The organism is Massilia brevitalea (genome assembly GCF_030711405.1).
GTDB lineage: Bacteria > Pseudomonadota > Gammaproteobacteria > Burkholderiales > Burkholderiaceae_D > Telluria > Telluria brevitalea.
In genome coordinates, this window is sequence record NZ_JAULSI010000001.1 from 173,988 (window position 1) to 195,450 (window position 21,463).

The following is a 21,463-nucleotide window of genomic DNA, read 5'->3' on the forward strand; positions in this document are numbered from 1 at the left end:
TCTCTTATAGCTTGAGTTCAGAGGTATCGAAGTTGATGCTGTTTTCGACAATGGCTATTGGATCTGCACGCAACATGACGTAGATTCGCAGCAGGTATTCGCCGATGATACCCAGCAGGAAAGCGTTCAGGCCAATGCCGAACAGGATCAGAATCTGGGTACTGGCAAAGCCGGGCGGGAGATGCGGCTGGAACAGACGCATGAACGTGTAGTAGACCATGCCGACCATGCTCAGGCCGAGCATGACGCCGCCCAGCAACGAGGCAATGCGCAGCGGCGCTGTCGAATGGTTGAAGATTGCGGTCATCCCCAGGCGAATCAGGCGGCTCACGCCGAACTTGCTCTCGCCTTCAAGACGCGCATCGCGCGCATACTCGACGCCGGTCTGGCGGAATCCGAGGCCGGCAATCATGCCGCGCAGGTAGGGATTGGGCGTTTTGCTGGACGCCAGCGCCTGGACCACGCGGCGATCGACCAGCCGGAAGTCACCCACGTTCTGCGGAATCGGATGTTCGCTGATCTTGTCGATGACCCAGTAACCGGCGCGGCGAAACGTGTTGATCAGGATATTCTCGCGGCGTTTGCGCCGGATACCGTAGACAACGTGATAGCCCTGGGTCCAGCGTTCGAAGAATTCCTCGAGCAGCTCGGGTGGATCCTGAAGGTCGGCATCGATCTGCATGACGGCGTCTCCCCGCGTATGCAGGTAGTTCGCGAGAATCGAGCGCTGGAAACCGAAATTGCGCGAAAAGCGGATCGCGCGCACGCGGGCGTCGGTCTTTGCCAGTTCGCCCAGCATCTCCCAGGTACGGTCGTCTGAATGGTTGTCCGAGAATACAAACTCGAGATCGCAGCGCGACCGCATGCGGTCGGCGAGCGCGGTCAGCCGGGAATAGAGCCGAGCGATATTCCCTTCTTCGTTAAGCACAGGAATCGAAATCGACACCAGCGGGCGGCGCGGTGGAGAAAGCTGCTCAATGGACATCATCAGTGGGAACGGCAGGTTGCAGAATATACGGCTTGAGGTAGTCGACGACACCAGCGGCGGCGTCGCGGAAATAAGCAAGTTCGAGCGCGGCCGGGCGCTCCAGTACCGCGCCGAAATTGTCGCTGGCCGGTTCTGGCAGGGCGCCTACTTCGAGCTGCGCGCGCGCGCCAAACGCCTCGAAAACCGTCTCGGCCAGCGCGCGCAGGCTGAGCGGCGCGCCATGGCTGAGGTCGACAACACCGGACAGGCCGGTTTCTTCGAGGCGCGCCAGCGCGGCCGCATCGTCGTCGACGTGGTGGTATTCGCGCAGCTGGCGCCCGAGCGTCATGCGAAACGGCGCCTGCGCACGCAAGGCCGACAGGATCTGGCCGAGGAACATGAAGCTGGCCGGCTCGCCACCGCCATATAGCGTGTGGATCCGCACATGGGCCACCGGAAGGCCGGACGCAGATGCGGCGGCAATCCGGCGCCCCAGTTCGGCCTTGCTGCGCACGTAGGGGTTCTGGCTTGCCATCAGCGTTTCCATGACGGTGCCAAAGGTGCGCACCTTCAGCCCGAGCGACGCGGCGCCCTCGACGATATTCAGCGGCAGGGCGACATTGACGCGCGCGTGCTCTTCCGGCGCCAGGCGCGGGTCGAGCAGGCCCGAGGTGACGTAGACAACCGAGCCGCTACCGGCCCAGGGAGCGAAATACTCTGCGACCTCGTGGTGCGCGCCGGGTTCACCCCAGTGCGCGTACAGCGCACGCGGCAGCACGGTGACGGATGCGCCGGCATGTTGACGTGCGATCGCCTGCCCAAGGCGGCCGCTACCACCAATGAGGAAAATCATTGTGCCAGGCCTGCACGCCAGGCGGAGATCTGGTCCAGCGTAATCGCGCGTGCCTGCGCCGTATCGGCATAATAATCGCGGTACCAGGTTGCGGTGTAGGCCACCACCTGCTTCGTATCCCAGGCGGGTACCCATCCGAGCAGGTTGCGGGCCAGCGAGCTGTCGAGCGCCAGCGCACCGGCCTCGGGCAGCGGGTTGTCCATGTATTCAAGCTGGGGACGCATCCAGTGGCCGCACATCATTTCCAGCACTTCGCGTACCGAATGCTGTTGCGGATCTTGCGGGCCCAGGTTCCAGGCGCGTGCGAAACGCGCCGGCTGGTCCGACACCAGGCCAGCCATCAGCATCAGGTAACCGTGCACCAGTGCCAGGACGTGCTGCCATGGGCGGCTGGCGTCCGGATAGCGTAGCGTCATCGGCTGGCCGTCGACCACGGCGCGCACGAAATCGGGGACCAGGCGATCTTCCGACCAGTCGCCGCCACCGATGATATTGCCGCCGCGGGCAATGGCGATCGCCGGCCCCTGCCCCTTGGCCGCCGGGTAGGACGCCGCATAGCTCTGGATGACCATTTCGGCCGCGGCCTTCGACGCGCTGTACGGGTCCTTGCCGCCCAGAGGATCGTTCTCGCGGTAAGGCCAGGGCCATTCATTGTTCTGGTACACCTTGTCGGTCGTAATGCACACGACGCCGCGCACACCCGGCACCTGGCGCGCCGCCTCGAGCACATTGGCCGTGCCCTGCGCATTGACGGCAAAGGTTTCGAGCGGTTCACGGTAGGAACGCCGCACCAGGGGCTGGGCCGCCAGGTGCAGGATCAGGTCGGGCCGGAATGCCGCCATCGCGGCATGCAGTGCCTCGTAATCGAGAATGTCGCCGAACGTGGTGTTGCCGTCGGCACGCAGTCCGGTTGCATCGAACATCGACGGCGTGGTTTCCGGCTCGAGCGAGTAACCGGCCACGACAGCGCCGATTTCTCCCAGCCAGAGACTGGCCCAACTCCCGGTAAAGCCCGTATTCCCCGTAATGAAGATGCGTTTTCCCTTCAACGCCGATTCGAAGTTAAGACTGTGAGTCATGGTAAGCGATAAGACTTATTATTCATTCTAGCAGCGATGATAACAGAGGCTCACTGCCTAAGTCATCCATTCCTTGCTTCTTAACGGAAAGTAAAGTGCTTGTGTCCGAGGTAGCTGGTAAACACCGGCGCCATCACCCCGACGGCATGGGCCAGTTCCGGCGCATGGCGTGTCACGCCCAGCGCGGGTAACAGGAAGTGCAGCATTCCGAGGCTGATCAGCCAGGTCTGCAGAACCGCAACCAGGTTCACGGCAGTGAACAGCAGGATGGCTTTGCCCGTACCATGGCTGGGCCTGGAAAACACGAACATCCGTGCAAGTACAAAGGCGGTCACCATCCCGGTCAGGTATGCCAGCACGATCGAGGCCGAGAACGACATCCAGGTGTTGTACAGGATGCGCGAACCGAAGTTGACAGCCGCCGCCGTGCCGCCGGTGAGCAGGAACACCAGGAACTGGCGCGACATGAATTGCCGGATCACGCCGCCGCGTCCTGCGCCATCTTGCGGCCGAAGTCGATACTCTCGGAAATACCGCGGTCTTCCGGATAGTAGTACGACGTATCGGCCACCCACAGGCCCTGCACCGGCAGCTTCGGCGCCGGCAGGCGGTCCAGGTAGCCGGGTTCGCAGATCGGCTGGGCGTAGCGATAGCGGCTGGCGCGCATGTCGAGGAAGTCGGCGTCGGTCAGGGCTGGATTGATCTTTTTCAGGTAGCTACGTACCTTGTCGAGGAAGACCTGGTCGGGCTCGGCGAATTTCGGATGCTCGCCCGGAATATAGAAGGGCACGTAGACCACGTGCTCCTTCAGCGGACGCAGATTCGAATACTCGACCAGGCCAGGGATGTCCATCTCCGGATCGTTGGTGTTGAGCCAGAAGTTCTCCGACACCGGCTTGCGCAGCTTCGCAATCACGCACACGACGGCGATGTTCTTCTTGGAAGCAAAGGCGTCCAGCAGGTCTGGCGGCAGGTCGGGCATCACGCGCGGCACGTACGGCAGCGGAATGGTGCTGATCACCTTGTCGAAGGCCGCAAAGGAGCCGCCGGCCTCGACACCGCGCACTGCGCCCTCCCCGATCACGACTCTGGTGACCGGCGTCTTCAGGCGCAGTTCGCCGCCATGGCGCTCGATATCGGCGCGCATGGCATGCAGCAGGGTTTCCGAGCCGCCGTCGAGGTAGCCGAGTTTTTCCTTGAACAGGCTGTAGCGGGAGCGGCCAATGCGGCGGATGCGGCTCCAGATCCAGGCGGCGGACAGGTTGCTGCTGTAGTCGTAGAACTTGTAGTCGAACAGGCGCCGCCACAGCACTTCCCAGGCTTCCGGCCCCACGGCGCGCTTGATCCAGCCGGTCGCCTCGACATGGTCGAGCGGCTTCCAGTCGTCGCGCCTGGTCGAGAGGAAGGCGTGCAGGCCGTAGCGGAACTTGGCGGCCATGCCCAGGCCCTTGAACTTGAGCAGCGCAACCGGATTGCCCCAGGGTTGCAGCCGGTCCTGGTACCAGTAACCCATCTTCGTGGCGACCCAGTGCATCTTGTGGCCAATGCCGAGTTCGTCGAGCACTTTCAGGAAAGCGTGGTCCGAGATGCAGTGGAAGTGGTAGTAGCGTTCGATCGCGAGACCGGAAAAGTCAAAGGCGGCCGCCATGCCGCCGACCCGGTCGTCGGCTTCGTACACCACCGGATGGTGGCCGTCGCGCGCCAGCTGGTAGGCGACCGCCAGGCCCATGGGGCCGGCGCCGAGGACGGCGATACGTTGTCCCATTCAGAACTCCATGACGATGTGGCTGTATTTCGGATCGTTGAAGGTCTCGTCGATCGCCTCGGCAAACGGCGTGCTGCGCACGCCGAAGATGCCGGGCCAGTCGATCACTTCGAACCTGTCGGGTGCGATCAGGGCGCGCAGCTGCTGGGTGGTGAACGGCGGATTCCGGTCGAACCGGCTCCACAGCCAGATCAAGCCGTAGAACAGGCTGTAGGGAATGCGCACGATCGGCGTGCGGCTGCGCGTGGTGCGCTTGATCTGGCGGATGATGTCGATGTAGTCGACCTCTTCGTGGCCCGAAATGTTGTAGATGCGGTTCTCGACCGGGTGCTCGATGCAGCTGATGATGATGTTGCTGAAGTCGCCCACGTAGAGCGGCTGCCGCATGTAGCGGCCATGGCCCGGAATCGGAAACACCGGCACCTTGCGCATGAAGCGCGACAGCCAGCCCAGGTGCTTGCGGTCGAACCAGCCGAACATCAGCGTCGGGCGCAGTACCGGGCAAGGCACGCCGCTGGCCAGCACCATCTCTTCCTGCGCCTTCTTCGAGCGCGTATAAAAATCGTCGGCAACGGACTTGACCACGGACGAGCTCACGTGCACCAGGCGCACGCCGGGGTGGCGCTTGATCGCGTCGAGGACCAGGCGCGTCGAATCGACGTTGTTGCGCACGAATTCCTGGTAGTCGATGCCGCCGATCTGCGCCTGCAGCATGATCACGACGGCGGCGCCCTCGATGTGGCGCGCCCATTCACCCGGCTCGGCCAGGTCCGCGTACTCGGCCACGATGCCGGGCTGGATCTGGCGCAGCATCGCCAGGTTGGCGCGGTGCTTGTCGAGCACGACGATGTTCGTATAGCCGCGCGCCAGCAGGCGGGCGACCAGGTTTTGTCCAACCAGCCCCGCGCCGCCGGGCAGCAGGATCTTTGCATTCAGGTCCATCGGATTACTTTCGTTCCACGGTAAGTCCAAACAGGCGTACCCCCAGCACCCGTCCATCGGGCGAGACGCCGGCCTGCTTTGGCGAAATCGGGTGCGCCAGGCGCAAGCTGACGGCAACGTCGTCGCTACTGCCCGCAGGGACCACAAACGCCACCTGCTTGCGGTTGTCCTGCTGGGTAAAGGCGGCGGTCGCGACCGCTTTTCCATTCACTTCGATCGTCAACTCCTGGCGGTAGTCCGGACGCGGCAGGAAGGCCGCGAGATCGAGCAACACACGCGTGCCTGCGGCCTGGCCGATGTGCAGACCGAGGTTGGACCTGTCCCCCATCGACCAGACGAACCCGCCCGCTTCGATGGTCGACCAGCCGGTTTGCAGGATGAAGGCGCTGTACCAGGCGGCGCGCTCGGACACGGATACCGGGCTGTAGCCGGCGAGGTCGGGCTTGGCCAGGCGGTAGAAGCCCAGGCCCAGGCCTTCGACCACCGGTGCACCCAGCGCCGGGTCGGGCGCGCCGGCCAGCGGACGCACGTACAGGCGCGGCGCGGAGGTCAGCTCCGCAGGCGTGCAGGCCGCCACGCGGGTGAAGGAAATATGCCAGTTCTGGTTCACGCAGAACAGCTCGGTATTGCGGCGTTTGGCGTACGCTTCCACGCCGAGCACATGGGACCAGACCGTGCCCCAGTCGACCGTGTTGTCGAGGTCGAGGACGATGCGCTGCGGCGATGCCGATGGTGGTCACCGACCCGCGCCAGCCCGACAACCCGATCGTGTTCGTCAACCGCGCCTTCCTCGATCTCACCCTGTACGAGGAAGCCGAGGCCGTAGGGCGCAACTGCCGCTTCCTGCAGGGCCCGCAGACCGACCCGGCGACCGTCGACGCGATCCGCAAGGCCATCGCCGACGAGCGCACCGTGGCCTTCGACATCCTGAACTACAAGGCCGACGGCACGCCGTTCTGGAATGCGCTGTTCCTGGGGCCGATCTTCGACCAGGAAGGCCAGTTGCTCTACTTCTTCGCCTCGCAGATGGACGTGACCGAGCGCCGCGCCACCGAACAGTCCTCGCTGCAGGCGCAAAAGATGGAGGCGATCGGCCAGCTGACGGCCGGCATGGCGCACGACTTCAACAACCTGCTGCAGGTCATCAACGGCAACCTGGAACTGGCGCTGCTGGCGCTCGGCGCCGGCAACAACACGGCCGGCGAATCGATCCGCCGCGCCCAGCGCTCGGCCATAAAGGCCGGTAAGCTGACCCAGCAACTGCTCACCTTCGCACGCAAGCAGCGCCTCGAGCCGCGCCGGGTCAACCTGAACGCCCTGCTGGTGGAATTCTCGGAACTGCTGGTGCGCACCCTTGGCGACCAGGTCGATCTGCACCTGGACCTTAAGCCCGGCCTGCCCGCCTGCACCCTCGATCCGACCCACCTGGAAATGGCGCTACTGAACGTCCTGATCAATGCGCGCGACGCCATGCCGAACGGCGGCCAGTCAAGGTTGCCACGGCGCTGGCGCCCGGCAACCAGCTGGCGATCTGCGTGGCCGACCAGGGCGAAGGCATGACGCCCGAAGTCATGCGGCGCGCGACCGAACCCTTCTTCACCACCAAGGGACCGGGCACCGGGCTCGGGCTGGCGATGGTGCACGGCTTCGTCCAGCAGTCGCGCGGCCGGCTGGACATCGACAGCACGCCTGGCCAGGGCACCACGGTGCGCATGCTCTTCCCGCTTGCCGACGGCGAGACGGCGGCGAACGACCCCGGGCCGGGGGCGGGCCAGGAGGCCGATGGCGAAGACCCGGACGCGGCAACACAGGAGGACGAAAACAGGCCGCGCATCCTCGTCGTCGAAGACAACGAGGACGTGCGCGAACTGGCGGAAAGCATGCTCGGCGCGGCCGGCTATGCGGTGGTGTCGGCACCCAGCGGCGAGCGCGCGCTGGAACTGCTGGAAGAAGAAGCCGACATCGACCTGCTGTTCACCGACGTCATCATGCCGGGCGGCATGAATGGCCTGCAGCTGGCCGAGCAGGTGCGCGCGCGCCGGCCGGAGACGCCGATCCTGATCACCACCGGCTACATGGACGAGCTGCCCGCGCCCACCCCGCGCGCCCAGCCGCTCGACGTGCTCGGCAAGCCTTACCGGCAGGAAGAACTGCTGTCGCGCGTACGCGCCATCCTGCCGGCACGCACTGTTCTGTAAAGTACAATACCCGGGTTCGTATTCGGGCGCATACACGGGCCAGGCAGCGCGCCGCCTTCGCGTTGCCCTCCTGGCCGCGTGCCATTCAATCGCCGGACGTGGCGCAAGCCCGGCATCCGGTGCTACCAGGACACCATTCGCATGATTCTAGTCACAGGGGGAGCAGGTTTCATCGGCTCGAATTTCGTTCTCGGATGGCTGGCACACAGCGACGAGCCGGTCGTGAACCTCGACAAGCTGACCTATGCCGGCAACCTGGCCAACCTGGCCTCGCTCGCCAACGACCCGCGCCACCTGTTCGTCCACGGCGACATCGGCGACAGCGCGCTGGTGGCCAGCCTGCTGGCGCGCCACCAGCCGCGCGCCATCCTCAACTTCGCCGCCGAAACCCATGTCGACCGCGCAATCGCGGGAGCCGGCAACTTCATCGCGACGAACGTGGACGCCACCTTTGCCCTGCTCGAGACCGTGCGCGCCTGGTGGCAGGCGCAAGACGACGCGGCGCGCGCGCGCTTCCGCTTCCTGCATGTCTCGACCGACGAGGTCTACGGCACCCTGCAGCCAGGCGAGGCCGCCTTCAGCGAAACCACGCCCTATGCGCCGAACAATCCGTATGCCGCCTCGAAAGCCGCATCGGACCACCTGGTGCGCGCCTGGCACCGCACCTATGGCTTGCCGACCCTGACGACCAACTGTTCTAATAATTACGGTCCGTATCAATTTCCCGAGAAGCTGATTCCGCACATGATCGCGCAGGCACGCGCAGGCCAGCCCCTGCCCGTGTACGGCGACGGCCAGCAGGTGCGCGACTGGCTCTTCGTGACCGACCACTGCGCGGCGCTGCGGCGCGTGCTCGAGGCCGGCCGCCCCGGCGCAACCTACAACATCGGCGGCAGCGACGAAATGGCAAACCTGGATGTGGTGCGGACCGTGTGCGGTATCCTCGATGAACTGGCGCCCGCAGCGCAAGGCAGCCATGCCGACCGCATCGAGCACGTCACGGACCGCCTGGGGCACGACCGCCGCTATGCCATCGACGCCGGCAAGATTGCACGCGAACTGGGCTGGACGCCGGCCGAGAGCTTCGCCAGCGGCATCCGCAAGACCGTCGAGTGGTACCTGGCGCACGCGGACTGGCTCGATGCGCTGCAGGCCAGCCATGCCGGCCAGGGGGAACGTTCATGAGCACCGCCCCGGCGCGCAAGGGCATCATCCTGGCGGGCGGCGCCGGCACGCGCCTGTACCCGCTCACGACCAGCGTCTCGAAGCAGCTGCTGCCGGTGTACGACAAACCGATGATCTATTACCCGCTCAGCACGCTGATGCTGGCGGGCCTGCGCCAGATCCTGATCATTTCCACGCTCGAGGACGTGCCGCGCTTCCAGGCGCTGCTGGGCGACGGCAGCCAGTGGGGACTCGAACTCGGCTACGTCGCCCAGCCCTCGCCCGACGGCCTGGCCCAGGCCTTCATCCTGGGCCGCGATTTCCTGGGAGACGCGGCGTCGACGCTGATCCTCGGCGATAACATCCACTACGGCAACGACGTGGTATTCAGGCTGCAGGCGGCGTCCGCGCGCGACAGCGGCGCCACCGTGTTCGCCTACCACGTTACCGATCCGGAGCGCTATGGCGTCGTCGAATTCGACGCGGCGCGCCGCCCGCTGAGTTTGGAAGAAAAGCCGCTGCGGCCGAAATCGCCCTATGCCGTGACCGGCCTGTATTTCTACGACAACCAGGTCTGCGACATTGCGGCCAGCCTGAAGCCCTCGCGGCGCGGCGAACTCGAAATCACCGACGTCAACAGCCATTACCTGGCGCGCGGCGCGCTGAACGTCGAGATCCTGGGCCGCGGCACAGCCTGGCTCGATACCGGCACCCACGATTCGCTGCTCGACGCCAGCCAGTTCATCGCGGCGATCCAGAAACGCCAGGGGCTGAAGGTTGCGTGTCCCGAGGAGATTGCCTGGCGCATGGGCTACATCGACAGCGCCCAGTTGCTGCGCCTGGCGGAACCGCTGGCGCGCAGCGGGTATGGAGAATACCTGCTGCGGCTGGTGCACGAAGGGGAATAAGGCCGGCGGCGGTGCGCCGCCGGCCGGGGTGGATCAGGCCTGTAGCTTATGCCTGCGGCTTCGGCAAGCCGCCGAGCAGGACGGCCAGCTTCTGCTTCGGCTTGGCCTGCGTGCCGCCAACGGCCTGGACCGCTTCGCGGCGCGGTGCGCTCGCAGGCTCGTAAGGCTTCAGGAACCACGGATCGATCTTGTCGCGGCGCGGCACCGGACCGGCGCCATAGCTGCGCGGCCCGCGTTCGCTACGTACTTCGCTGCTGCGTTCGCTGCGGCCCGCCTCCACGCTGCCGCCACGCGGACGGCGCTCGGTGCGTTCGGCATCGCGGTCGCGGCTGCGGGCGCGCGGCGTGAAGTTGTTCAGCTCGCCGCGCTGGACGGTCTGCTTGATCAGTTTTTCGATGTCGGCCAGCAGGCGCTCGTCCTTGTCCGAGTACACCGAGATCGCATCGCCCGAGGCGCCGGCGCGGCCCGTGCGGCCGATGCGGTGCACGTAGTCTTCGGCGTTGTACGGCAAATCGAAGTTGATCACGCACGGCAGGTCGGAAATGTCGAGGCCGCGCGCGGCAACGTCGGTCGCCACCAGCACCTCGATCTCGCCCTTCTTGAACGAATCGAGGGCGGCCATGCGTTCCTGCTGGGTTTTATCGCCGTGGATGGCCGAGGCCTTGATGCCGCACTGTTCGAGGTGGCGCGACAGGCGCGAGGCGCCGATCTTGGTGTTCGAGAACACGATCACCTGCTTCAGCTCGCGCTGGCGGATCAGGAACTCGACCACGTCGCGCTTCTGTTCCTCGTCGACCTTGTAGACCACCTGGGTGACCTTTTCGGCGGTGGCGTTGCTGCGCGCCACTTCGATCAGGACCGGCTGGTCGAGGAAGCTGTTGGCCAGCTTCTTGATTTCTGGCGAGAAGGTGGCCGAGAACATCAGGTTCTGGCGTTTCTTCGGCAGCAAATTGATGATGCGCTGCAGGTCGGGCAGGAAGCCCATGTCGAGCATGCGGTCGGCTTCGTCCATGACCAGCATCTGCACCTGGCCCAGGCTGACGTTCTTCTGCTCGATGTGGTCGAGCAGGCGGCCCGGGGTGGCGATGACGATTTCGACGCCGCCCTTCAGGATCACGGTCTGGCCCTTCATGTCCATGCCGCCGAACACCACGGCCGAGCGCAGCGGGGTGTGCTGGGCGTAGGCCTTGACGTTGTCGGCCACCTGCACGGCGAGCTCGCGGGTCGGCGTGAGGATCAGCGCGCGCACCGGGTGGCGCGCCGGCGACATGCTGGTATTCGCATGGGCCAGCAGCAGCTGGATGATCGGCAGCGAGAAGCCGGCGGTCTTGCCGGTGCCGGTTTGCGCGGCGCCCATGACGTCGCGGCCCTGCAGCACGACCGGGATGGCCTGGGCCTGGATCGGGGTCGGATGGACGTAGCCCTGGTCGGCGAGGGCGCGCAGGATCTCGGGCGCGAGGCCGAAATCGGCAAAGCGCACCTCTGGCGTGGCAGCCTCGTTGTTCATCGGTGTTTCAGACATTATTCTTTCCAGGCATGTAATCGTTCCGCTCTACGGCCGCTTCGCTGCCTCGCCCCGGACGCATGTCGACGCGCAAAACGCTGGATGGGCGGGCTTGCCGCCAACTGGTGCGCGGCCCGTGGCCGGCTCGGTAGGCACGCCTCGCAGGCATAAACCGCCGGCGCGAACGTAGAGACACTAAGTAGCATCCTCAAGGTTACCTCAAAAACTCGAAGGTGTATATGGAATCCTGTGTCGATGCGGCCTGCCCATGCCTGTCCGCCCTGCCGTTTTTGCAAGCCCGGGCTTTACCCGGCTTTACATTCCCTGCCCTGTGTTTCGGTTTTGGCTCGCCGTAAATGGAGACAAGACAATCTTTGCAGAGGAAAAAAATGGTTTCAAGTATTGGCGGATCGAGCCTGGCGCAATCGCTGCTGGCGCGTGCCGCAAGCCGCAGCAGCCAGGAAGTGCAGGCTGTGGGCGCCCAGGGTGCGGCCGGCACGGCCAGCGCAGCAGCAAGCACCGAGACCAGCAGCGGCGAGGCGGACAGCGCCGCCGTGACGCGCAGCGCCCTGTCGAGCGCCACCGACCGCCTGGGCGGGCAGCTCAATGCCCAGGCCGATGCGGCGCGCCTGCGCCAGGCCGGCGGCGAGGAAGACACTGCCGATGCCGGCGGTGCAGGCGGCGCCGGCGGCGCAGCATCGGGCAGCAGCGAATCGAGCGACTATATCGCCGAAGCCGATACCAACAGCGACCGCAAGGTCAGCGACGAAGAGCGCGCCGCCTACGAGAAGAAACTGGCGGCCCAGGCCGAAAAAAGCGCGCAGGAACCGCAAGCCGGCGCGCCTGCGCAAGGTTCGCGCGCGCAGGAAGTGCAGCAGGCCTACAACCCGCAGGAAAACGCCGCGCAGCTCGATATCCAGGCGTAACGACGACAAGCCCGCACCGGCACGCCGTTCAGCGCCACCCGCGCGCCTGCACCGTGCGCTCGGCAGCCGAGCTGAGCGGCGTGCCGTCGATGCGGGCGTCGATGGCGGCCAGCACCGCCGGCGGCAGCACGGTGCCATCCATCCAGGCCGCTCCCGCGGCGCCCTGCACCAGCACCGGCATCTTCCATTGCGCGCCGTCGCGGCAGGCCAGCCCGGCGGTGGTGTCCATCACGAAGCTGCGGCAGTAACGCCCGTCCTTGCCCAGGAAACTGATGCCGATGCGTATCCGGCCCGAGGGCCCGGGGCTGGCCAGCTGGGCGCTCAGGGCCTCGGCCAGGCTGCCTTGCGCCACCAGGGCGCCGCTGCCGTCATTCAGCGAAGCGAGCGCGGCATCGCCCTGGAAGGCATGCCAGCCGGCGCCGCCGGCCACCAGGCCCAGCGCCAGCGCGGCGGCCACGGCGCCGAGGTGGCGGCGGGTCCAGGCGGGCGCCGGCGGCGGCGTGGCGAGCAGGCCCAGGCGCGCGGCGCGGATGGTGTCGAGCTGGACCACCTTGGCGCCGCCATGGTGTCCGCCCGCATGGGCATGGCCTGCGCCCTCGCGCCCGCCGGCGACAACGCCATACACGCGGCTGCGCCGGGCCCGGTGCTGGGCCACGCGCGCGGCGATCGCCGGGTCGGCGCGGATGGCGCGTTCGACCGCGGCGCGCTCCGGCTCGGCCAGCTCGCCGTTGACGAATGCAAGTAAGAGTTCGTCGGAGAATTTCATGGGATCGCTAGGATGTGATCAGGCCATGTTCGTCCAGCACGTCGTGCAAGAGCTCGAGCCGGATCACCGGATTGTCGAGCATGAGCAAATTCTGTTTCCCTCCATTCGGCAAGGGCAGCAGCTCGCACCAGCGGTTCGCTACCCAGCCGCAATCGTCGAGCCGGAACGGCGGCTGTACCGGCCAGCGTTCCTGGGGCACGTCTTGCAGGGAACCCAGCACCCGGTCGAGCGCATCGGCCGCACCCTGCAATTCGGCGGGAATGGGCACAGCATGATCGCCCTCGACGAGTTCGACCTCCGCCATCCACAATCCGTTCAATCGTTGTTGCGACGATTTGACCTCGAAGCGTGCGCCGCCGCGGCAGACCACCTGCAGCAGGCCGGGCGTGGTGGCGGTGGTGTCGCAGACGGTGGCCAGGGTGCCGCTTTCGGCAAAGCGCTCGGGCTGGCCGCCGCGCTGGCGCACTTCATGTCCCTCGGTCAGGAGCACCACGCCGAAAGGCGTGTCCTCGGTCAGGCAGCGGCTCATCATGTCGAGGTAGCGCGCCTCGAAGATCTGCAGCGGCAACACGCCGTCCGGGAACAGCACCGTGCTGAGCGGGAACAGGGGTAAGGAAATCGTGGCCATGACCCATGATGACAGAATCGCTTCCCGGACCGCTGCACGATTGCCTGCCCGCCAGATCGTGCCCGGCGTGGCTCCGGATCAACCCCGCGTCAGCCCTGCGGCGCCACCAGCGGCAGGTGGCGCAGGGTCTGGCCGAGCGCTGCAATGCGCCAGCGCAGGCGTTCCCATCCGGGGTCGGGCAGGCGCACCACGCGCACCAGCAGTTCTCCGCCGGCAACCGCCGGGCAGGCATACGCATAGTCGCCCAGTTGCCCGAAAGGCAGGCGGAATTCCTGGCCCGGGCGCAGGTGCAGCGGCCCGAAGACGTGGGCGACGCGGTCGCGGTTGCGCAGCAGCAGCACGTCCTGCACGCCGAGCGTGAGTTGCATCATGCGCGGCAGCGCGGCGCGACGGGCGCCGGGCTGGGCCGCCGGATCGAGCGCATGCGGGGGAATCTCGAACAGGCGTTCGTGGCTGGGGTAGCGCAGCGGCGCCAGCGCGCCCCACAGCAGCGCCAGCAGCACGCAGGCGGCGAGCGCCCAGAGCGGCGCGTAGCGGCGGAATACGGGATGCATCGGTTCCTCATGGACAGCATGCCGGCGACATGCAGCGGTCGATTTTATACCGGGAACATTGATTCCTGTAAAATCCGGCGCGCGGGAAAACCCCTGGCGGCACGCTTTGCCGCCCTGCTTCCGTGCGCCCCGGCGCCCTCGACCTGCGTATGCTGGCGGCACCTACCAACCCCTCGTTCATTTCGTCCAGACGGACGCACGGCCAGCCACTACATGCAGCGTCCAGACCCCGACCAGCCCAGCCCCATCTCCCGCGCGCCGGCGCGCCGGGGATGGGGTCCCCTGGTGCTGGCCGGGCTGGTGTTCGCGCTGTCGCTGCTGGTCACCTGGATTGCCTGGAGCGGTGCGCGGCGCGACACGGCGGCCGACCTGTCCGCCCAGTTCGACTACCGCGCGCACGACCTCGTCACCGCCACGGTGCGCCGCATGGCCGTCTATGAACAGGTGCTGCGCGGCGCGCGCGGCTTCATGCGCGGCAGCGCCGAGGTCGACCGGCAGGAGTTTGCCGATTACTTCCGCCTGCAAAATCTGCAGGAACATTTCCCCGGCATCGAAGCGCTCGGCATCGCCACCATCGTGCCGCCGGCCAGGCTGGCGGCCCACGAGGCGGCCATGCGGGCCCAGGGTTTTCCCGGCTACGCCGTGCATCCGGATGGTCCTCGCCCTGTGCTGAGCTCGGTCACCCACATCGAACCCTTTACTGGACGCAACCTGCGCGCCTTCGGCTACGACATGTACAGCGAACCGGTGCGCCAGCGCGCCATGGCCGCCGCGCGCGACAGCGGCCTGGCGGCGCTGTCGGGCAAGGTGGTGCTGGTGCAGGAAGCGAGCAACCCGCAGGCCGGCGTGCTGATGTACCTGCCGGTGTACCGCGAAGGCATGCCCACCGCCACCGTGGAGGGGCGCCGCGCCGCCATCGTCGCCTGGGTGTATGCCCCCTTCCGCATGAACGACCTGATGCGCGGCGTCGGCGGCGCCCATGCGGCCGACCTGGAAGTGGCGATCCACGACGGTGCGCAGGCGGCGCCGGCGAACCTGCTGTTCCGTACCCAGACCCAGGCCGCCTGGCGCGCCCCGCTGCTGCGGCGCACGCTGCAGGCGACGATCTCGGGCCGCCAGTGGACCATTGAAATCGCCTCGTCGCCGAGCTTCGAAGCCCGGCTCGACACCCGCCGCCCGCACGTGATCGCCGTCACCGGCATCGGCCTGGCTTTCCTGCTGGGGCTGGTGGTCTGGCTGCTGGCCAGCTCGCGGCGGCGCGCGGTGCAGCTGGCGCGCGCCATGACGCTGGAACTGCGCCAGTCCTACGAGCGCATCGCGGCCGAGGAAGCGCGCATGCACGTGATCCTGCAGAACGCCTACGATGCCTTTGTCGCACTCGACGCCGACGGCCGCATCACCGACTGGAATGCCCAGGCCGCCGCCCTGTTCGGCTGGAGCGCGCAGGACGCCATCGGCCAGGATGCGGGCGCCCTGCTGCTGCCGGCGCCGGCGCGCCTGCCCGGCAGCCAGGGCTTTGCCCAGTTCCGCGCTGCCGACGGCGAGCCCATCGTGCCCGGCCAGCCGGCCGAGCTGAACGCCTGCGCGCGCGACGACACCCTCATTCCCGTGGAAATCGTGGTGGCCCTGCTGCCGCTCGAAGTCGGCAAGGGCGCCAGCGCTTTTGTGCGCGACCTGCGTCCGCGCAAGGCAGCCGAAGAACGCGAACGGCTGCGCCAGCTGCGCCTCGACGAAGCGCGCACGGCGCTGGCGCGTTCGCAGAAGCTGGAAGCGGTGGGCAAGCTGACCGGCGGCGTGGCCCACGACTTCAACAATATCCTGCACATCATCAGCGCCAACGTCCAGCTGATGCTGAAAACCGGCGACAACAGCGAGAAGCGCCTGCACGGCATCCTCGACGCGGTCGAGCGCGGCGCCAGGCTGGCGGCGCAGTTACTCGCCTTTGCACGGCGCCAGCCGCTGCACCCGAGCCTGGTCCAGGTCGACCGCCTGCTCGACCGCATGGACAGCCTGCTGCAGCGCGCCGCCGGCGAGGCGGTGGCGATTGACCGCAGCGCCGGCGCGGATGACGGCGACGGCGCAGGCGCCCTGTGGCCGACTTTGGTCGACCCGAACCAGCTGGAAAACGTGCTGCTCAACCTGGTCATCAATGCGCGCGACGCCATGGACGGCCGCGGCCGGGTAACGATCCGACTCGAGAACGCCCGCATCGACGGCGCCGGCCTCGACCCGGAGATCCTGCCCGGCGACTATGTATTGGTGGCGGTGTCCGACACCGGCCAGGGCATGCCGCCCGAGGTAATGGAACGCGCCTTCGAGCCCTTCTTCACGACCAAGCCCGAGGGCAAGGGCACCGGGCTCGGCCTGTCGATGGCGCACGGCTTCGTCAAGCAGAGCGGCGGACATATCCGGCTGGCGAGCGTGCCGGGTGCAGGCACGACGGTCAGCATCTATTTGCCGCGCTGCGCGGACGGGGCCGGTGCGGCTGCTTCGTTACAGCCGCTTCCTTAGCGCCACTTCATAGCCGCGGCGCGCCCGGCTGGCGCCCGCCCTAGACCGGCTGCGGCTGCGGCTGCGGCGCGGGACGCACCAGGCTGCGCGCGATTGCCTCGACGTGGCGCTCGTCGGTGCCGCAGCAGCCGCCCACCACATTCATCTGCGGCAAGAGCGTGCGCAGTTCCAGGTATTCCTCGCCCAATTCCTCGGGGTCGCCGTCGTCGAGCGCCAACGCTTCATCGAGCTCGGCATGGCTGCGGCGCGAGGCGTTCGCGCGCAGGCCATGGATGCGCGCGCGCCAGAGACCCTCTTCCGCCAGCGCGGGTTCGACGTGGCTCGGGTGGGCGCAATTGATCATGTAATAGAGGGGGTAGTCGCCGGTTTCGGCGTCGGTGCGCAGGATGGCGTCGGACAAGGCATCGCCCGACGGCAGGCGGCCGTCGGTCTCGAGGGTGAAGGAAATGGCGATCGGCATGTCGCAGGCCGCGGCGGCGTCGACCACGCCAATCGCCTCCTCGGGGTAGGTCATGGTGAAGGCGCCGAGCATGTCGGCCTCGGTGCCGGCAAACGTGGCGACCTGGGCCAGGTGGTAGTCGCGCGCGTCGCCGGCGGGCATGCGGCGGTCGGCGCGGTAGCCGTCGCCGCGCGGGCCGATGTTGCCGCTGATGACGATCGGGGTGGATGGACTGTCCCAGCCTTCGCGCACCTCGGCCAGCAAGGCGACCGCGGCGCGGTTGGCCTCGGCCAGTTCGAGCGCGTTGTAGCCGAGGGTGCGCGCCCAGTCGCGGTTGGCGCGCCAGGTGGGCGTTTCCAGCACCGCGCCCAGGCCATGCTCGTGGGCCATGCGCGCGAACAGTGCGAAGTAGTCGTGCAGGGCCTGGCGCCCGCGCGCGTCGCGCAGCAGCACGAAGGAGGCGAACGAAGGCAGCGTGAATCCTTGCTGGAAGCTCAGCATCGTTTCCAGCCCGACATCGGACAGGAACAGCCGCCCGCCGAGCTGGGGCAGGCGCTTGCGGTAGCGGCTCATGGGGTCTCCTCGGGAAGAAGTGCTTCATGCTTGGAATGCGCGAGTGCTTGCGTGGTTCCCGCAACCGTGTGGAGCACGGCTGACATTGCGCAAGGTGGCTCGTACGCGTAGGGTGGGCCGGGCCGCGAAAGGCACTTGTGCCCACGCGGTATGGCACCGTTGCGTGTCGAAACGTTTTGCGGAGATCCATATGCTCAGTCGATGGCGCGTTTGAGCACACGGTGAGCCCGCGTGGGCACGAGTGCCCACCCTACCGCCTGGCATCTGTCCGCGAAACCGTTGCGTTCACCCGTCAATCCCGGCCATAAGGGCGCTGGCGCACATTGCGCGCGCCCGGGCTCTGGCACACTCGGCGGGTAAAGGAGAATGCCATGCACGAGCTCAGTCAGCCCGCCTTGCCGGTCCACCGCGCCATCCCCCAGGCAGAGGGCTTCGACAATTCCTTCGCCCTCCTGAGCGAGGGCTACCGTTTCATCGGCAACCGCTGCGACGCGCTGGGGTCCGACATCTTCAGCACGCGCATGATGCTGAAACGCGTGGTCTGCGTGCGCGGCGAGCCTGCCGCGCGCATGTTCTACCAGCCCGGCCGCTTCACGCGCAAGGGGGCGATTCCGCCGACTGCACTGGCGCTGCTGCAGGACAAGGGCGGCACCCAGGGGCTCGACGGCGAAGCGCACCGCGTGCGCAAGGCGCTGATGATGCGTCTGCAGTCGCCCGAGCAGCGCGCGCGCCTGGTAGCCATCATCGAAGCCGAATGGCGCGCCCAGTTCTGGCGCTGGGCGCGCACGCGCCAGGTGGTGCTGATCCAGGAAGCGCAGGCCGTGCTGTGCCGCGCCGCCTGCTCCTGGGCCGGCGTGCCCCTGCACAGCGCAGACGACATGGTGCTGCGCACCGCCGAGTTCTCGGCCATGATCGACGGCGCCGGCGCCGTGGGCCCGCGCAACTGGATGGGCCAGGCCCTGCGCCGCCATACCGAGCAATGGGCCTGCGAACACATCAAGGCGATCCGCCTGGGTGCGCCGATCGACCCCGACAGCCCGGCGGCGGCAATCGCCTTCCACCTTGACGCCGATGGCGAAGTGTTGTCGACCCAGCATGCGGCGGTGGAGCTGATCAACATCCTGCGTCCGGTGGTGGCGGTGGCGCGCTACATCGTCTTCGGCGCCCTGGCCATGCACCAGTTCCCGGAATGGCGCACGCGCCTGGCGAGCGGCGACGATGCGGCCCTGCACATGTTCGTGCAGGAAGTGCGGCGCTTCTACCCCTTCTTCCCGGCCATCGGCGGGCGCGTGCTGCAGCCCTTCGACTGGGAAGGCCTGCATTTCGCGAAGAACGACTGGGTGCTGCTCGACATCTACGGCACCAACCGCCACCCGAGCAGCTGGAGCGACGGCGAGGTCTTCCGTCCGGAACGTTTCGACAGCGGCGCGGAGAATGGCTACAACCTGGTGGCCCAGGGCGGCGGCGATTACGCGAACGGCCACCGCTGCCCGGGCGAAATGGCAACGATTGACATCACGAAGGCGACGCTGCGCCTGCTGGCGGCCGAGATCGCCTACGAGGTGCCGCCGCAAGACCTGGGCATCGACCTGGCACGCATGCCAACCCTGCCGGCCAGCGGCTTCGTGATGGAAGCGCTGCGGCCGGCGCGCTGAGGCCGCACTCCCTGGCCAGGCCCGTGCATCACGCCGCGGAGCGCACCGCAATGCAGGCGCGGCCCTGCAGCTTGGCGTCGTACATCGCTCCGTCGGCGCTGCGCATCAGCTCTTCCGCACTGGCGCCGCTGTCCGGATACACCGCCACGCCGATGCTGCCGGAAATATCGAGCCTCAGGCCGTCGTTGAAGAAGGGGCGGTTCAGCTGCGCGAGGATGTCCTCGGCCACGCCGCGCGCATCCGGCGCCGCGCCGATGCGCGGCAGCAGCACCACGAATTCGTCGCCGCCGATGCGCGCCAGGGTGTCGGACGCGCGCAGCGCCGAGCGCACCCGGGTCGCTACCTGTTGCAGCAGCAAGTCGCCGACCGCGTGGCCATGGGTATCGTTCACCGGCTTGAACTTGTCGAGGTCAAAGAAGAGGACGGCCAGCTTGCCGCCCTCGCGCTCGGCGCCGAGCAGGGCCTGGCGCAGGCGGTCGTTGAACAGCAGGCGGTTCGGCAGGCCGGTCAGCATGTCGTGGTGGGCCTGGTGGCGGATCTCGTCTTCCTGCAGCTTGCGGGCATCGATGTCGGCCACGGTGCCGACGATGCGCAGCGGACGCCCGCCCGGCGCGCGCTCGGCCACGCGCCCGCGCACTAAAATCCAGCGCCAGTTGCCGTTGCCGAGCCGGGTGCGGTACTGGCCGGCGTAGTGCGGGGTGGCGCCCTGCAGATGCTCGTCGAGCCCGCGCAGCACGCCCGCGGTGTCGTCGGGATGGGCCATGCGCCGGAAGGCGGCGCGGTCGAAGGGCTGCAGCACGCCGGGCGCGTCGACGATGCCCTGGGCGCTTGGCGAGAGCGTGACCATGCCGCTGGCAAAGCTGAAATCCCAGACGCCCTCCCCGGCCGCGTTCAGCGCCAGCTGCCAGCGCGCCTCGGCCGCGGCCAGGGCCGCCACGGCGCGGCGCCGGCTGTCGGAGGCCGTCAGCGCGATCCAGGCGCCCAGCACCAGCAGCAGCGACACCGCGGCGCCAACCCGCAGCAGCAGCCTGCGCTGGCCGGCGTAGCGCGCCTGGGCATCCTTCACCGCCTGGCCGACCGTGACCACCAGCCCGTATTCGGACAGCGTGCGCCAGCCATAGTAGCGCTCGATGCCGTCCAGGCGGCTGACGCGGTGGAAGCTGCCATAGGGACCGCTGCCCGGCGCGTACGGCGTGCCCGTCAGCACGCGGCCGCTGTCCTGGGCATGCTGGTTGCGCGTGGTGCGCGCGACCACGATGCCGTCCTTGCGCACCAGCGAGATCGAAGCATCGGTGCCGAGGTCGATGCTGTCGTAAAAGCGCGAAAAATAACTCGGCGCCACGCCAGCGACGATGACCCCGGCCAGGCTGCCGTCGGCACGCACGATGGGCCGCGAGAACTGCACCGACCACAGGCCCGAGATGCGGCCCTTGCGCGGCTGGCCGATGGCCAATTGATCGCGTCCGCCGCTGTCGAGGGCGGCGCGCACGTAGTCGCGGTCGCTCAGGTCGACCGGCGTGGTGAGCTTGCCGGCGCTCGAGAACACGGCCATGCCGCGCGCGTCGGTAACGATCACGTTGACCAGCAGCTGGCCCTGCAAGTGGGTATTCAGCTCGGCGACGATGGCGCCGAACTGGGCCGGATTGCGCAGCCAGCTCAGGCGCAGCTGGCTGAGCGAGAGGTCGATCGAGGTCACGGTCGAGCGCACTTCCTCGGCAAAGGCGTGCGACAAATTCTGAACGTTGCGGCTGCTTTCCTCGTGCGCGGTCGCGCGCAGTTCGACATGGGCGCGGTAAATCGCCAGCCAGGCCAGCGGCAGCGCGAGCGCCAGGAACAAGGCGAGACGCAGCAGCACGCGGCCATGGAAATAGGCGCGCGCGGCGCGGACAAAACGCAGCGAGGTGTCGAACTGGTGGGACATGGCCGGGGAAAACCCGGCGATGGAGGCCGGCTTGACGACTGTTGACGAAAAATTACATAGAAATTTTATAGCTGAAGTATCTGTGCGGCAAGTAAAACCCGCGGTTTCGT

20 protein-coding genes are annotated in these 21,463 nt (G+C 67.3%); 7 read left to right on the forward strand and 13 right to left on the reverse strand.

All coding sequences use genetic code 11. The annotated features are described in order from the left end of the window. Positions 1 to 4 precede the first annotated feature (4 nt). The 7 genes from QWL29_RS00655 to QWL29_RS00685 form a co-directional block, all read right to left on the reverse strand. Positions 5 to 988, reverse strand: a complete 984-nt coding sequence (locus QWL29_RS00655) for a glycosyltransferase family 2 protein (protein WP_305820957.1) — start codon at positions 986 to 988, stop codon at positions 5 to 7. Beyond that, entirely contained in the window at positions 975 to 1,820 is an 846-nt protein-coding gene (locus QWL29_RS00660) for an NAD-dependent epimerase/dehydratase family protein (protein ID WP_305820958.1), read from the reverse strand. The genes QWL29_RS00655 and QWL29_RS00660 overlap by 14 nt, the downstream gene beginning before the upstream one ends. Then, positions 1,817 to 2,899 carry a CDP-glucose 4,6-dehydratase gene (gene rfbG, locus QWL29_RS00665; RefSeq protein WP_305820959.1) on the reverse strand — a complete coding sequence of 361 codons (1,083 nt, stop codon included), beginning with the start codon at positions 2,897 to 2,899 and terminating at the stop codon, positions 1,817 to 1,819. The genes QWL29_RS00660 and rfbG overlap by 4 nt, the downstream gene beginning before the upstream one ends. An 80-nt stretch (positions 2,900 to 2,979) precedes the next feature. After that, a complete protein-coding gene (locus tag QWL29_RS00670) occupies positions 2,980 to 3,366 on the reverse strand; it encodes a GtrA family protein (protein ID WP_305821008.1) in 387 nt (128 codons plus the stop codon). 11 nt (positions 3,367 to 3,377) lie between these two features. Next, a complete protein-coding gene (locus QWL29_RS00675) occupies positions 3,378 to 4,664 on the reverse strand; it encodes an NAD(P)/FAD-dependent oxidoreductase (RefSeq protein ID WP_305820960.1) in 1,287 nt (428 codons plus the stop codon). Next, positions 4,665 to 5,606: an NAD-dependent epimerase/dehydratase family protein gene (locus tag QWL29_RS00680; RefSeq protein ID WP_305820961.1), complete on the reverse strand. Its 942-nt coding sequence runs from the start codon at positions 5,604 to 5,606 to the stop codon at positions 4,665 to 4,667. It lies immediately after the preceding gene. A gap of 4 nt (positions 5,607 to 5,610) precedes the next feature. Next, on the reverse strand, positions 5,611 to 6,258 hold the full coding sequence (locus QWL29_RS00685) for a hypothetical protein (protein ID WP_305820962.1): 648 nt from the start codon (positions 6,256 to 6,258) through the stop codon (positions 5,611 to 5,613). Between the two features lie 77 nt (positions 6,259 to 6,335). Here QWL29_RS00685 and QWL29_RS00690 point away from each other — a divergent pair, with 77 nt between their 5' ends. From QWL29_RS00690 to rfbA, 4 genes are all read left to right on the forward strand, one after another. Continuing rightward, a complete protein-coding gene (locus QWL29_RS00690) occupies positions 6,336 to 7,166 on the forward strand; it encodes a PAS domain-containing protein (RefSeq protein WP_305820963.1) in 831 nt (276 codons plus the stop codon). Next, entirely contained in the window at positions 7,112 to 7,804 is a 693-nt protein-coding gene (locus QWL29_RS00695) for a response regulator (protein ID WP_305821009.1), read from the forward strand. Before QWL29_RS00690 ends, QWL29_RS00695 begins: the two co-directional genes overlap by 55 nt. 141 nt (positions 7,805 to 7,945) lie before the next feature. Beyond that, positions 7,946 to 8,989, forward strand: a complete 1,044-nt coding sequence (gene rfbB, locus QWL29_RS00700; RefSeq protein ID WP_305820964.1) for a dTDP-glucose 4,6-dehydratase — start codon at positions 7,946 to 7,948, stop codon at positions 8,987 to 8,989. Beyond that, the gene (rfbA, locus tag QWL29_RS00705; protein WP_305820965.1) at positions 8,986 to 9,876 is read left to right on the forward strand and encodes a glucose-1-phosphate thymidylyltransferase RfbA; all 891 of its coding nucleotides are present in this window, start codon (positions 8,986 to 8,988) and stop codon (positions 9,874 to 9,876) included. Before rfbB ends, rfbA begins: the two co-directional genes overlap by 4 nt. 46 nt (positions 9,877 to 9,922) lie before the next feature. Here the strand turns inward: rfbA and QWL29_RS00710 are convergent, their stop codons facing one another. Continuing rightward, positions 9,923 to 11,398, reverse strand: a complete 1,476-nt coding sequence (locus QWL29_RS00710) for a DEAD/DEAH box helicase (RefSeq protein WP_305820966.1) — start codon at positions 11,396 to 11,398, stop codon at positions 9,923 to 9,925. A gap of 371 nt (positions 11,399 to 11,769) precedes the next feature. Between QWL29_RS00710 and QWL29_RS00715 the strand changes: the two genes are divergently transcribed. Then, positions 11,770 to 12,306 carry a hypothetical protein gene (locus tag QWL29_RS00715; protein WP_305820967.1) on the forward strand — a complete coding sequence of 179 codons (537 nt, stop codon included), beginning with the start codon at positions 11,770 to 11,772 and terminating at the stop codon, positions 12,304 to 12,306. 28 nt (positions 12,307 to 12,334) lie between these two features. Here the strand turns inward: QWL29_RS00715 and QWL29_RS00720 are convergent, their stop codons facing one another. The 3 genes from QWL29_RS00720 to QWL29_RS00730 all read right to left on the reverse strand — a co-directional run bounded on the left by QWL29_RS00720 (position 12,335) and on the right by QWL29_RS00730 (position 14,254). Continuing rightward, positions 12,335 to 13,072, reverse strand: a complete 738-nt coding sequence (locus QWL29_RS00720; RefSeq protein WP_305820968.1) for an anti-sigma factor family protein — start codon at positions 13,070 to 13,072, stop codon at positions 12,335 to 12,337. Between the two features lie 7 nt (positions 13,073 to 13,079). Then, complete coding sequence (locus tag QWL29_RS00725) at positions 13,080 to 13,700, reverse strand: LON peptidase substrate-binding domain-containing protein (protein ID WP_305820969.1); 621 nt, start codon at positions 13,698 to 13,700, stop codon at positions 13,080 to 13,082. A gap of 89 nt (positions 13,701 to 13,789) precedes the next feature. Next, the gene (locus QWL29_RS00730) at positions 13,790 to 14,254 is read right to left on the reverse strand and encodes a cupredoxin domain-containing protein (protein WP_305820970.1); all 465 of its coding nucleotides are present in this window, start codon (positions 14,252 to 14,254) and stop codon (positions 13,790 to 13,792) included. A gap of 213 nt (positions 14,255 to 14,467) precedes the next feature. Between QWL29_RS00730 and QWL29_RS00735 the strand changes: the two genes are divergently transcribed. Next, on the forward strand, positions 14,468 to 16,765 hold the full coding sequence (locus QWL29_RS00735) for a CHASE domain-containing protein (protein WP_305820971.1): 2,298 nt from the start codon (positions 14,468 to 14,470) through the stop codon (positions 16,763 to 16,765). Positions 16,766 to 16,805: 40 nt separating this feature from the next. Here the strand turns inward: QWL29_RS00735 and QWL29_RS00740 are convergent, their stop codons facing one another. Further along, the gene (locus tag QWL29_RS00740) at positions 16,806 to 17,777 is read right to left on the reverse strand and encodes a homocysteine S-methyltransferase family protein (protein WP_305820972.1); all 972 of its coding nucleotides are present in this window, start codon (positions 17,775 to 17,777) and stop codon (positions 16,806 to 16,808) included. A gap of 371 nt (positions 17,778 to 18,148) precedes the next feature. Between QWL29_RS00740 and QWL29_RS00745 the strand changes: the two genes are divergently transcribed. Continuing rightward, a complete protein-coding gene (locus QWL29_RS00745) occupies positions 18,149 to 19,432 on the forward strand; it encodes a cytochrome P450 (RefSeq protein WP_305820973.1) in 1,284 nt (427 codons plus the stop codon). 28 nt (positions 19,433 to 19,460) lie between these two features. On the opposite strand, the gene QWL29_RS00750 is transcribed toward QWL29_RS00745, so the two are convergent. After that, complete coding sequence (locus QWL29_RS00750; protein ID WP_305820974.1) at positions 19,461 to 21,353, reverse strand: diguanylate cyclase domain-containing protein; 1,893 nt, start codon at positions 21,351 to 21,353, stop codon at positions 19,461 to 19,463. Between the last annotated feature and the right edge of the window lie 110 nt (positions 21,354 to 21,463).